Source organism: Citrobacter sp. 506, from assembly GCF_050434985.1.
GTDB classification, from domain to species: domain Bacteria; phylum Pseudomonadota; class Gammaproteobacteria; order Enterobacterales; family Enterobacteriaceae; genus Citrobacter; species Citrobacter braakii.
Genome location: NZ_JBNDJN010000001.1, coordinates 2,059,095 through 2,071,558 on the forward strand (window position 1 = coordinate 2,059,095; position 12,464 = coordinate 2,071,558).

Sequence of the window (12,464 nt, forward strand, 5' to 3'; positions counted from 1 at the left end):
CGCCTGCTGCAGATCGTTACTGGTAGTCGATCTGGAAATTAACGGTAGATTCGAAATCACCTGGGGTTACCGCGGCAGATGCGTTGTTTGCCTGCAGGTAAGCGACGAAATCAATGTCGGTTTCACCATCGGTAATGTTGACCTGAGAGGCGGCTTGGCCCCATTCCACGTCCTGGTTGCCACTGTCAATCATACCGATGCCCGCACCCTTTGCAGTACCAGAAGTGAACGCAGCCAGCGCGTTGTTGTCTGTATCAATCGTTGCCGGGGTATAAGTCACAGTGGCTGTTTTCGCGACGGTCGTATCACAGCCCTGCAGAACGATTTTGGCATGCTTAACGCCAGCACGTTGGTTGTCTTTTAACTGAGAAGTTGGGATCTCACCAAAATTAACCTGTACCGGGCTGGATTCTGGTGCCAGACCACATGCGGAATTAACCAGAGAACCGGTGAAGTGAATTTTACCGTTAGTCGGTTCGACATTTTTTGCAGCAAAAGCAGAAGAGGCAGTAAAAGTCATTCCCGCCATCAGCGCACAGGCCACAGCCACGTTTTTCATTTTCATATTACTACTTAACCTTATATCTGTTTTTTAGTTATTCCGAAGATCTATTTCCGCAGATAATTTATGTCCGGGAATCCTGATCTGCAGGTGGCGGTAGCGCATATCCTTGCAAACAATCCATCTCAAGCCGCCCCGTATTTTGAACTTCATTGGTATTCCATCCGAAATACCGTCCACAGTTGTTTACGCTGTTTCGGGGCTTATATTAAGTCGACGGGAAAATGACACAATGCAAAAATCCGGTATTAATCAAACTCAGGGAATCATGTTGTCACACTGTCTGCACAGCGATCGTTTACCTAAAAAACCGCCAAAAATCACGACGTAGCCAGTGTTAATATCTATCATTCAGCATTTTTATAGAGTTTTTATCTATCAACTATTTTTTTATTTAGCCAGAACAACAGGCAAAATGTATTTATGAAATTTTTGTAAAAATGAAATTGGATATCAAAAGCGAGTAATGACAATAAGATAGTGAAAGAGAGGAAGGAGAAAAGAGGATTCTATAAGAGATATTAAAATATTGTTATATGAATATTAATAAAGCGATCTATGGTACAACCATTTTTTATAAATGAATTATGTTATGCTATTGCTTCACCCACTCGAATGCGAGATATCCTGCTTTAAAGGAGACATCAGTGATTTCTCATATACCAATAAACAAAATTAAATCCGTAATTATTGGTGATGGCTTAGTTTTCAGACCACATAAAAATACCCTAAAAGACCTGGCATCTGGTGAAATGGCCACATTGAATAATGTGGCAACACAATTACTGCTCTATTTGTTGCAAAATGGTAAAGAGATATCCTCGCGTGATGAAATTCTGCTGAATGTTTTTCAGCATAATGGCGCCAGAGCGACGGATGCGAATCTCAATCAGCACATTTCATTTCTGCGCAAAGCAATAACGTCTACGGGTCATCCTGCAGAACTCATCGTCACAATTCCGCGGATGGGATTTCGGATGGGCGACGTTAATATCAATATTCAGCAACTGGAAGAAGCGCAAGCTCCCGCCAGAATTGCCAATGTTGCATCGACGCTCAACAAAAAGAAACAAAGCCGTTGGCCTGTCGCGATAACCGCGTTAATTACCGGTATCGCCGTGCTGGCGACAGCGTGGTTAACATGGATTCCCAATGAAATCGCCATGACGGACGCGACTATCCTGCGGACTATCGACTATGAACAATGCCGTGTACATATATTAGGAAACGCCCTCACCGATACCATAACCGAAAAGAAAGCGCTGGATATTTTCAAGTCCGTGGGCATTAACCCCGACTGTTCGTACCCAAAAGATCTGTATCTCAATACCTGGGCGAGCAACCATAATCTGGTTGAGTGGTCGTTTGCCGCTGAATGCGGGCTGAACCTCGGCTATTACCATTGCATCAGCCAGTATCGCCATCATGAGGAATGATATGAAGCAAGAAAGCGATCACTCTCCTTTACTATGGTCAGTCGTGATTGCCATTTTTGGGCTGGCGGCTATCGCTTTTTTTATTATCGCCGGGAATGCGAAAAAACAAGAAATCAGTTTTTCCTGCTCCTCGGAATTCACGTCGATACTCGACATCCAGGATACAAAAAAGGTACTCCATGGAATAATGCTGATTACCAGCTACAACTCCGGACACCTTTCATTGTCAGTACAAGGGAAACTCAAAAGTGATGATGGCGAGTTTGCTGTGAACCGAAAACTGTTCTTTCGCTATGCCCGACCACTCGGCCATACCGCCGGTGTTTTCATGCTCACTCCCAACGGACGTGAAAAATCCCCCGATGATGAAGCAACGGATGCAGTCGATTATCTCTTCTTCGACGCTTACGAACGTGCCGACAAGCTGTATATGCTAAAGCACTTGAATGAAGAAACGGTGCTTATCGGCGATAACTTTTCCCCCCGTTTCGCCTGCGTGATGAATCACTTCGCAGGTTGATTGCCCCTGGATATGCGTCGGGTTAAGGATGACCTGATGTGTTGCCTGCCCGATAGCACGGACGTGGTCGATAAAGTGTGATGATGAGATTATTATTGTGGCGGGCTAAAACGACGAAAGCCTGAATCATTTCTGATTCAGGCTTTCTGAATAGTGGCGGAATGGACGGGACTCGAACCCGCGACCCCCTGCGTGACAGGCAGGTATTCTAACCAACTGAACTACCACTCCGCGTTGTGTTCCGCTTGGGAACGAAGCGAATATTACGGATTGCCTCACGCCTCGTCAACGCTTTTTCTCACGTTTTTTAATCGTTTGCTGCAAAAATCACCCGAATGGTCATTTCCATACGGAAAACGTACAAACTATGCCCGCCAGAGGCAACTTCCGCCTTTCTTCTGCACCAGGTCAAGGCGCGACTCATGGGCCGCTAACTCTTCATCAGTGGCGAAAACAACGCGTAGTTTGCTGGACTGTCGCACAATACGCTGGATCCCCGTATCATTCTGCTGCTGGCTGTCACCTTCCATCGAGAACGCCATCGTGGTCTGCCCACCGGTCATCATCAGATAAACGTCGGCCAGAATCTGGGCATCGAGCAATGCGCCGTGCAGGGTTCGCTTACTGTTGTCTATTTCATAGCGTGAGCATAACGCATCAAGGCTGTTGCGCTTGCCAGGAAACATTTTCCTCGCCAGCGCCAGGCTATCGGTAATTTTGCAGAATTCGTTTGTCTTCGGAATATCCCGCCTGAGCTTAGCGAATTCGTAATCCATAAAGCCGATATCAAACGATGCGTTATGGATGACCAGCTCCGCACCGCGGATGTAGTCGAGAAACTCATCGGCCACATCGGCAAACGTAGGTTTATCAAGCAGGAATTCGTCTGCGATTCCGTGTACACCAAACGCTTCCGGGTCCACCAGCCGATCCGGTTTCAGGTAAACGTGGAAGTTATTCCCGGTCAGGCGGCGGTTCACCACTTCAACCGCACCGATCTCAATGATCTTGTGGCCTTCGTAGTGGGCGCCAATCTGGTTCATACCGGTGGTTTCGGTATCGAGGACGATCTGTCGTGTAATTCCAGTGCTCATAACGGTCATTTATGTCAGACTTATCGTTTGATTTCGATTTGCTAAAACAGGAAGTCTACCAGAGATGCTTAAACAGGTAGAGATTTTCACCGATGGTTCTTGCCTGGGAAATCCAGGGCCAGGTGGTTATGGGGCGATTTTACGCTATCGCGGGCGCGAAAAAACCTTTAGCGAAGGCTACAACCTCACCACCAATAATCGCATGGAGCTGATGGCGGCAATCGTTGCGCTGGAAGCCCTGAAAGAACAGTGTGAAGTGATACTCAGCACGGACAGCCAGTATGTGCGCCAGGGCATTACGCAGTGGATCCACAACTGGAAGAAGCGCGGCTGGAAAACAGCAGATAAAAAACCAGTGAAGAACGTCGATCTGTGGAAACGTCTGGATACCGCGCTGGGGCCGCATCAAATCAAATGGGAATGGGTTAAAGGCCATGCGGGCCATCCGGAAAACGAACGCTGTGATGAGCTTGCGCGCGCTGCTGCAATGCGTCCCACTCAGGATGATATTGGGTATCAGGCTGAGGCTTAAACGTCTGGTTTACGGTATTGCCGGGTTGCGCCAACGGCCTGGCGGATAGGCGTTTTGCTTTTATTTTGTTTCATCGGGTTGAGCGTAAGCGGAATGGTTCGCTTACGCGCAACCACCAGTTGCAAACAGCCCAGCGCAGGGATATGGGCGCTTAACATTTTCCCGCCCTTCTTGTTCCAGGGCAGGACATGAAAACGGCTGTAGTGCAGTACTTCAAAATTCAGCAATGAGAGCCAGTCCAACTGCCGCATGAGGGTAAACATCCGGCTGTTGTAGGGCGATGTTTTACGCAATACGGGCACCAGTTTACGCAATCCCATCAGACTTACCGGGTTAAAGCCGCTCAGAATCAACCAACCGTCATCAATAAGCACGCGATCGGCTTCATGCAGTAAGCGATGTGGATCGGAACACCACGGCAGCGTATGAGCCAACAAACAAACATCCACGGACTTATCGGCAAAGGGCAGATGTAAAGGATCGGCAGTCACCTGCATGGGAGCGCCTTGCAAAGAAACATTTACCTGATGAGAAACCGCGCACGCTTCAGAATTGATTTCTGCGCTTAAATTACCAATCTTAAGCAGATGAAATCCGTACATTTTTGCGAACCACGGGTTAAGCTGATGCTCCAGCGCCTGACGATAGTGTTCGCCCCAGGGCAAATCATCCCAACTAACGGGCGCTATGACAGTTTGAGGGATCCTTGCCGGTTTCATCACAACCTTCCGTTACGCATTGAGAGGTAATCTATGAATCTTAACAGTATTCCTGCATTTCAGGACAATTACATCTGGGTCCTGTCGAATAATGACAAACATTGTCTGATTGTGGACCCGGGTGAAGCAGCACCTGTTCTGAAAGCTATTGCAGAACATAACTGGGTTCCCGAGGCCATTCTGCTGACACATCATCATCAGGATCACGTGGGCGGCGTGAAAGAACTTCTGCAACATTTCCCACAAATCGCGGTATACGGACCGGCTGAAACGCAAGATAAGGGAACGACGCATGTAGTCGAAGATGGCGATATTGCACTCGTTTTGGGGCATGAATTTACGGTAATTGCTACGCCGGGTCACACTTTAGGACATATCTGTTACTTTAGCCACCCTTACCTGTTTTGCGGCGACACGCTCTTCTCCGGTGGCTGCGGTCGGCTTTTTGAAGGCACAGCATCTCAAATGTATCAATCACTTAAAAAACTAAACGCACTTCCTGACGATACATTGATTTGTTGCGCACATGAGTACACATTAGCAAACATGAAGTTTGCTTTAAGCATTCTTCCGCACGATCCGTTCATAAATGAATATTATCGTAAAGTTAATGAGTTACGCGTAAAAAAACAAATGACACTCCCCGTAATTCTGAAAAATGAGCGACGAAATAATCTTTTTTTAAGAACAGAAGATATTGATTTAATTAATGAAATAAATAAAAAAACAATATTGCAACAACCTGAAGAGCGTTTTGCCTGGTTAAGGTCAAAGAAAGATACGTTCTGACAATTGCGGGTTGCCTTTTGAAAACTTCGCCGTTATGATCGGTCGTCTTTTAAGCAACTATTGACACACACATGAAGGCAAAAGCGATATTACTCGCCTCTGTCCTGCTTGTTGGGTGCCAGAATACTGGTAACGTCCAACAACACGCACAGAGCCTTTCTGCAGCTGGTCAAGGGGAAGCAGGAAAGTTTACAAGTCAGGCGCGATGGATGGACGACGGAACATCTATCGCTGCTGATCAAGATTTGTGGGCTTTCATTGGTGACGAGCTAAAGATGGGAATTCCGGAAAACAACCGGATTCGCGAACAGAAACAGAAGTATTTACGCAATAAGAGCTATCTCCACGATGTAACTTTACGGGCAGAGCCGTATATGTACTGGATAGCCGGGCAGGTTAAGAAACGTAACATGCCAATGGAACTGGTACTACTACCCATAGTGGAGAGCGCTTTTGATCCTCACGCAACGTCTGGCGCCAATGCCGCAGGTATTTGGCAGATCATTCCGAGCACGGGGCGCAATTATGGTTTAAAACAGACCCGCAATTATGATGCACGTCGCGACGTTGTGGCTTCCACCACCGCCGCACTGGACATGATGCAGCGTCTGAACAAAATGTTTGATGGCGACTGGCTGCTGACCGTTGCTGCTTATAATAGCGGTGAAGGTCGTGTCATGAAGGCAATTAAAACGAACAAAGCCCGTGGTAAACCCACTGACTTCTGGTCGTTGCCATTGCCTCAGGAAACGAAGCTATATGTGCCAAAAATGCTGGCATTGAGCGATATACTCAAAAACAGCAAACGCTATGGCGTGCGTCTGCCAACAACAGACGAAAGCCGCGCGTTGGCACGTGTTCGCCTGAGTAGCCCGGTTGAAATGGCTCAGGTTGCCGATATGGCAGGTATTTCCGTCAGCAAGCTGAAAACCTTCAATGCAGGCGTGAAAGGCTCCACGTTGGGTGCCAGTGGTCCGCAATATGTGATGGTGCCAAAGAAGCATGCAGAGAAGCTGCGTGAGTCTCTGGCCTCAGGCGAAATTGCAGCCGTGCAGTCAACGTTGGTTGCGGATAACACGCCGCTGAACAGCCGTAGCTACAAAGTTCGCTCTGGCGATACGCTTTCTGGCGTCGCTTCACGTCTTGGCGTGAGCACCAATGACCTTAAGCAGTGGAATAATCTGCGCGGGTCATCGCTGAAAGTAGGCCAAAATCTGACGGTGGGCGCTGGTACCAGCGCACAGCGACTGGCGAACAACAGCGATAGCATCACCTATCGTGTGCGTAAAGGCGACTCGCTCTCGAGCATTGCCAAACGCCACGGGGTTAACATCAAGGATGTGATGCGCTGGAACAGCGATACGAACAATCTGCAGCCAGGCGATCAGCTAACGTTGTTTGTGAAAAACAGCGGTATGCCGGACTCCTGATAGCATTGTAGAAATGAAGGCACTGGTTTCCCCCCAGTGCCTTTTTTATTTATCCCGCTTTATGTGCTTCAACCATTATCGTGTCGCTGGTAAACGAGCCATCTTCCTGTAACGCAAAATAGGCTTTCACTTCCGCAGAAGCACTTTGTTGGTATACACGGATCGCGTCGCTCAACGCTGCAGGCGTGCGCATCCGCGCCACCCACGAACTGAACTCCAGCGGCAGACGATCGGTTAACAAGGTATCGGCAATCAGATTGGCGTCGTTGATTAACGACAGCCATTCTCCGCTGGAATAGTTGCGTACGTGCGAGGTATCGCGTAACGCCTCCACAGTTTGCAACCAGATGTCACGTACAGGATGGCCTGGCGACATCACATCCATCACAATCAACACGCCGCCGGGCCTGAGAATGCGGTTCACTTCTCGCAACGCACGCCCGACATCATGCCAGTGATGCGCGGAATAGCGGCTAATCACCACGTCAAATACGTTATCTTCAAACGGCAGGCTTTCAGCATAACCCTGCCGTGTGGCGATATTCTCCAGACCTCTGTCCTTTGCCGCTTCAGTGACCACGTCAAGCATCTGCGACGATAAATCATATGCCACTACCTGCTTTGCGTATTGCGCGGCCACAAAGCTGGCGTGCCCCGCTCCGCATCCCATATCCAACACGCGGGCCTGCGGAAATGCCAACAACCTTTCCCCCAGACGTTGCAAGTCACGACCAGAGGCGTGCACCGCACTGGTTAAGTAGGCATTAGCCTGAGAGCCAAACTGTTTTTCGACGTTGTCATGATGAGAGCGTGTTGTCATTGTGTTGTCCTTCGGTTGTTGTGAAATATGAAGGGCAACCATCACAGGCCTGCCCTACGGCAGACCTGACACACCGTTATTGTTCAGGTTTGCCGGGACTGAATTCAACGAGTAGCGGGTTGTGGTCGGAGGCGCGGGTGACCAGCACAGAGGCCTCACTCACGTTCAGACCGCGATAGAACACAAAATCGAGAGGACGACCAAACGCGCGGCGGCGCTGATCGTCGGTAAAGCGCACCTGGCGCAGCGACATTTCACGCGCAAAGCGGTACAGCGCATTCATCCGTCGACGGCTCCAGGCATTAAAATCGCCGGCCATAATCACCGGACCGCTGTGATGAGCAATCTGATCGCCAATGGGAAGTAACTGCTTACTATAGACATCAACGCCAAGGCTAAAGTTAACCGCGTGGATATTCACCACCATTAACAACCGAGTGTCAGGCAACGGGTACACCGTCACCAGCGCCGATTTCGCCAGCCGTAAAATAGGCTCACGCTCGCGCAATGGGCAGCAGTAAACAGGATGGGCGGAGGAGAGTGTCATAACGCCAGAGGGGTGCTGAGGCAGCACAAAGGCGGGAACCTGGTCGGCAGCGAGATAGTTAGTGGTCGCAAACTGCACCAGTTCTGGTGTGGTTTGCGCTTCCTGCAATAACACCAGATGCGCGTCTTTGCCAAAATTCTTCAGCACCGACTGCCATTCTGCTCGCTGCTGTTTAAAAATATTCCATACCAGCACGCGAATGCGATCTTCACTGCTCAACGGTACGCCTGCGGGTAATGCCTGGCCAATATGCGCAAACGAGCCCGGCGGTAAAATCCGCTCGGCGGGTTGTCCGGCAACATAACGCATGGCATAGGTGTTTTTTCGCACTTTAGACTTTCAAACCTCTGTAACGTCAACCAGTCCGCAGCCGGACTGGTTCTTCTGTTATAGGGATTTTAGCACTCACTTTCAACGAACAATTGCAGTTTGTTTTGTAAGTGGGCGCTTACATCAATGATTTACCCCAGAGCAACGTGCGTGGGCTTATCAAGACGGCCGCTCAGCCCCATCAGCAGGAAAGCCACCAAAACAATAAGTGCACCAATCCATGGTGTCTGCGCCAACCCATAATGCTCGACCGTTTGTCCGCCAATCACGGAACCCAGTGCAATACCAATGTTAAACGCTGCAATGTTCAGCCCTGACGCCACATCAACAGCATTGGGCGTAAATTGTTCCGCTTTCTGTACCACGTAGACCTGTAACCCCGGTACGTTACCGAAGGCAAAGATCCCCATCACCAAAATGGTAGCCAGCGCGGCGTACTGCGTGGAAGCCGTCAGTTGGAAGACCATCAGTAAAACAAACAGCGCGGCGAAAATGAATTTCAACGCAGGAACCGCACCATGCTTATCCGCCAGCTTACCGCCCCAGATATTGCCGATAGCGACTGATACGCCGTAACCCAGTAAGATCCAGCTCACCGCTGCCGGGGAGAAGCCCGCCAGATCCTGCATCATCGGTGCCAGGAAGGTGAAAGCCGTGAACACACCACCGTAGCCCAATGCCGTAACGGCGTAAATCAGCAACAGACGAGGATGAGTCAGCACTTTCACCTGGTCGCGAATGCTGGCGGCCGCTCGACCAGGAATGTTAGCCGGGATCAGCAGTTGGCTACTAATCAGCGCAATCACACCTAACATTGATACTGCCAGGAAAGTCTCACGCCAGCCAAAGTGCTGGCCGATAAACGTACCCAGCGGCACGCCCGTGACCAGCGCCACCGTTAAGCCACCGAACATAATAGCGATAGCGGAAGCCGCTTTTTCTTTTGGCACCAGACTTGTCGCGATAGTGGAACCAATCGAGAAGAATACGCCGTGAGCCAGCCCCGTCAGCAGACGGGCGACAATAAGTGTCATATACCCGGGTGCCTGCCATGCCAGTAAATTCCCCGCCGTAAACAGGACCATCAGCGCGACAAGCAACTTTTTACGTGGCAGGCTTCCGGTCAGAGCGGTCAGTACCGGTGCGCCAATCGCCACACCCAGCGCATAGATTGAAACCAGCATCCCGGCAGAAGGTAACGAGATCGCCAGTTGTTGAGCGATGGTCGGCACCAGGCCAACAATCACAAACTCAGTCGTGCCAATAGCGAAGGCACTTATTGTTAGTGCAAATAAAGCGAGAGGCATAAATAACTCCGTAACATCAGTAATCAGATGACACGCAGTATGCCGGGATGCTTTAATAACAAAAATATCCAAAATCTCAATATAATTTTGCGTCAGGTGCAAAAATGAAAGCAACCTCTGAAGAACTTGCGATTTTTGTGGCCGTTGTGGAAAGCGGCAGCTTCAGCCGGGCGGCAGAACAACTCGGTCAGGCTAATTCCGCGGTCAGTCGGGCAGTAAAAAAGCTGGAGATGAAATTGGGTGTGAGTCTGCTTAATCGAACTACCCGACAGCTAAGCCTGACTGAAGAAGGAGAACGCTACTTCAGGCGTGTGCAGCAGATACTGCAAGAGATGGCAGCAGCAGAAACGGAAATCATGGAGTCGCGCAATACCCCGCGCGGCCTGCTGCGTATCGACGCGGCAACGCCGGTGATGCTGCATTTCCTGATGCCGCTAATCAAACCGTTCCGTGAGCGATATCCTGAGATGACGTTGTCTCTTGTCTCCTCAGAAACGTTCATCAATCTTATTGAACGAAAAGTGGATGTCGCAATACGAGCAGGTACGCTGACTGACTCAAGCCTGCGTGCGCGTCCGTTGTTTACCAGCTATCGTAAGATTATTGCCTCACCGGACTATATTGCCCGTTTTGGCAAGCCCGAGACCGTCGAACAGTTAAAGCAGCATCTGTGTCTGGGGTTTTCCGAACCCGTTTCACTCAATACCTGGCCGATTGCCCGTAGCGACGGACAGCTCCATGAGGTCGAATGTGGGCTTTCTTCCAACAGCGGGGAAACGTTAAAACAGCTTTGCCTGAGCGGCAATGGTATCGCATGTCTTTCAGATTATATGATTGATAAAGAGATCGCGCGGGGAGAACTGGTGGAGCTGCTGGCCGATAAACGTCTGCCGGTAGAAATGCCTTTCAGCGCCGTTTACTACAGCGATCGTGCGGTCAGTACACGCATTCGGGCATTTATAGACTTTTTAAGTGAGTATATAAGAACAGCTCCCGAAGGAGCTGTGAAAGAGGGTTAAAGGTACAGAGGGTCGGGCAATTAATCCCAATCAGGGGCCAGGCCTTCCGGGCTGACCAGACGATCGTTGCAGTCCAGTGCCGCGATCGCTTTTTTATCTTCAGTATCCAGATGCAGGTCCAGCGCCAGCAAGTTGCTTGCCAGGTTTTCACGCTGGGTAGATGAAGGGATCACGGAGTAACCTTCATCCATTGCCCATGCCAGAATAACCTGCGCCGGGGTCGCGTTATGTTTAGCGGCAATGCGTGCAATCACTTCATCTTTTAGCACCTTACCGTAAGCCAGCGTCATGTAAGAGGTGATGTGGATACCGTGCGCTTTAGCCCAGTCAACCACCTTACGACTCTGCAGATACGGAGACAGCTCAATCTGGTTGGTCGCGATATTGTCTGCACCGACTGTAGCAATGGCTTTTTCCATCAGCGGAATAGTGAAATTTGAGACACCAATTTCGCGAGTCAGCCCCTGCTCTTTCGCTTCAAGCAGCGCCTGCATAAACTCTTCAACGGATACCGCATCGCCCGGAGATGGCCAGTGGATCAGCGTCAGATCGACATAATCCGTACGCAGTTTCTTCAGACTTTCTTTCAGACTTGGGATCAGTTTGTCTTTGCTGAGATTTTCAATCCAGATCTTGGTGGTGATGTACAACTCGTTACGCGGTACGCCACTTTCGGCAATCGCCTGACCAACAGCCGCTTCATTTTCATAGATTTGCGCAGTGTCGACAGCACGGTAGCCCAGCTCAAGCGCCGTTTTGACAGAAGCGATAACCACGTCGTCTTTCAGGCGAAACGTACCTAAACCGAATGCAGGGATAGTCATAGAATTCCTCTTTTTAATCACTATGTTCGTTAACTGAGAGGATTATGACCATCAGTTCTTTGCCGAAAAAGAGTGAAAAATGCAGAGGATTTTTGCGGATTCAGCAATAATTAAATCGCTGGAAAAGAAAAAGCCCTGAGCGTTAGCTCAGGGCTCTTAATAAGTGGCGGAACGGACGGGACTCGAACCCGCGACCCCCTGCGTGACAGGCAGGTATTCTAACCAACTGAACTACCGCTCCACCGAATTTCTTTGTCACTACCCGGATTATTCATCCCGGTTTACTGCAATTTGATGCCTGGCAGTTCCCTACTCTCGCATGGGGAGACCCCACACTACCATCGGCGCTACGGCGTTTCACTTCTGAGTTCGGCATGGGGTCAGGTGGGACCACCGCGCTACAGCCGCCAGGCAAATTCTGTTTATCAACACACCTTTCGGGTCTGTCGATGTAATCTGTAATCAAGCTGAATTTCGATGTCTCATCCGCCAAAACACCTTCGGCGTTGTAAGGTTAAGCCTCACGGTTCATTAG

At 49.7% G+C, this 12,464-nt stretch carries 13 protein-coding genes, 2 tRNA genes and 1 rRNA gene; 6 read left to right on the top strand and 10 right to left on the bottom strand.

Annotated elements, in window-relative coordinates:
* Positions 1 to 16 precede the first annotated feature (16 nt).
* Positions 17 to 565, bottom strand: a complete 549-nt coding sequence (locus ABIE10_RS10035; RefSeq protein ID WP_016155749.1) for a fimbrial protein — start codon at positions 563 to 565, stop codon at positions 17 to 19.
* Between the two features lie 749 nt (positions 566 to 1,314).
* On the opposite strand from ABIE10_RS10035, the gene ABIE10_RS10040 reads away from it, so the two are divergent.
* Positions 1,315 to 1,998 (top strand): winged helix-turn-helix domain-containing protein, encoded by a 684-nt coding sequence (locus ABIE10_RS10040; RefSeq protein ID WP_225622992.1) that lies wholly within the window; start codon positions 1,315 to 1,317, stop codon positions 1,996 to 1,998.
* Between the two features lies 1 nt (position 1,999).
* Entirely contained in the window at positions 2,000 to 2,518 is a 519-nt protein-coding gene (locus ABIE10_RS10045; RefSeq protein ID WP_016155747.1) for a hypothetical protein, read from the top strand.
* 154 nt (positions 2,519 to 2,672) lie between these two features.
* On the opposite strand, the gene ABIE10_RS10050 is transcribed toward ABIE10_RS10045, so the two are convergent.
* Both ABIE10_RS10050 and dnaQ read right to left on the bottom strand, forming a co-directional pair.
* Positions 2,673 to 2,749 (bottom strand) — tRNA-Asp (locus tag ABIE10_RS10050).
* Positions 2,750 to 2,883: 134 nt separating this feature from the next.
* On the bottom strand, positions 2,884 to 3,612 hold the full coding sequence (dnaQ, locus tag ABIE10_RS10055) for a DNA polymerase III subunit epsilon (protein ID WP_029139417.1): 729 nt from the start codon (positions 3,610 to 3,612) through the stop codon (positions 2,884 to 2,886).
* A 64-nt stretch (positions 3,613 to 3,676) separates the two neighbouring features.
* On the opposite strand from dnaQ, the gene rnhA reads away from it, so the two are divergent.
* Complete coding sequence (gene rnhA, locus ABIE10_RS10060; protein ID WP_016151805.1) at positions 3,677 to 4,144, top strand: ribonuclease HI; 468 nt, start codon at positions 3,677 to 3,679, stop codon at positions 4,142 to 4,144.
* Here the strand turns inward: rnhA and ABIE10_RS10065 are convergent.
* A complete protein-coding gene (locus ABIE10_RS10065; protein ID WP_047498505.1) occupies positions 4,141 to 4,863 on the bottom strand; it encodes a class I SAM-dependent methyltransferase in 723 nt (240 codons plus the stop codon). The genes rnhA and ABIE10_RS10065 overlap by 4 nt on opposite strands.
* A gap of 33 nt (positions 4,864 to 4,896) precedes the next feature.
* On the opposite strand from ABIE10_RS10065, the gene gloB reads away from it, so the two are divergent.
* Both gloB and mltD read left to right on the top strand, forming a co-directional pair.
* Complete coding sequence (gene gloB, locus ABIE10_RS10070; protein WP_181626490.1) at positions 4,897 to 5,652, top strand: hydroxyacylglutathione hydrolase; 756 nt, start codon at positions 4,897 to 4,899, stop codon at positions 5,650 to 5,652.
* Between the two features lie 71 nt (positions 5,653 to 5,723).
* Complete coding sequence (gene mltD, locus ABIE10_RS10075) at positions 5,724 to 7,082, top strand: murein transglycosylase D (RefSeq protein ID WP_029139416.1); 1,359 nt, start codon at positions 5,724 to 5,726, stop codon at positions 7,080 to 7,082.
* Between the two features lie 49 nt (positions 7,083 to 7,131).
* Here the strand turns inward: mltD and ABIE10_RS10080 are convergent, their stop codons facing one another.
* The 3 genes from ABIE10_RS10080 to ABIE10_RS10090 all read right to left on the bottom strand — a co-directional run bounded on the left by ABIE10_RS10080 (position 7,132) and on the right by ABIE10_RS10090 (position 10,086).
* On the bottom strand, positions 7,132 to 7,902 hold the full coding sequence (locus tag ABIE10_RS10080; protein ID WP_047357609.1) for a class I SAM-dependent methyltransferase: 771 nt from the start codon (positions 7,900 to 7,902) through the stop codon (positions 7,132 to 7,134).
* Positions 7,903 to 7,978: 76 nt separating this feature from the next.
* A complete protein-coding gene (locus tag ABIE10_RS10085) occupies positions 7,979 to 8,779 on the bottom strand; it encodes an endonuclease/exonuclease/phosphatase family protein (protein ID WP_029139415.1) in 801 nt (266 codons plus the stop codon).
* A 131-nt stretch (positions 8,780 to 8,910) separates the two neighbouring features.
* Entirely contained in the window at positions 8,911 to 10,086 is a 1,176-nt protein-coding gene (locus ABIE10_RS10090) for an MFS transporter (protein ID WP_103284442.1), read from the bottom strand.
* Between the two features lie 104 nt (positions 10,087 to 10,190).
* Between ABIE10_RS10090 and yafC the strand changes: the two genes are divergently transcribed.
* Positions 10,191 to 11,105 (top strand): DNA-binding transcriptional regulator YafC, encoded by a 915-nt coding sequence (gene yafC, locus ABIE10_RS10095; RefSeq protein ID WP_049282726.1) that lies wholly within the window; start codon positions 10,191 to 10,193, stop codon positions 11,103 to 11,105.
* Positions 11,106 to 11,125: 20 nt separating this feature from the next.
* Here the strand turns inward: yafC and dkgB are convergent, their stop codons facing one another.
* The 3 genes from dkgB to rrf form a co-directional block, all read right to left on the bottom strand.
* Entirely contained in the window at positions 11,126 to 11,929 is an 804-nt protein-coding gene (dkgB, locus tag ABIE10_RS10100; RefSeq protein ID WP_429155464.1) for a 2,5-didehydrogluconate reductase DkgB, read from the bottom strand.
* Between the two features lie 164 nt (positions 11,930 to 12,093).
* Positions 12,094 to 12,170, bottom strand: a tRNA-Asp gene (locus tag ABIE10_RS10105).
* A 55-nt stretch (positions 12,171 to 12,225) separates the two neighbouring features.
* A 5S ribosomal RNA gene (gene rrf / locus ABIE10_RS10110) occupies positions 12,226 to 12,341 on the bottom strand.
* Positions 12,342 to 12,464 lie beyond the last annotated feature (123 nt).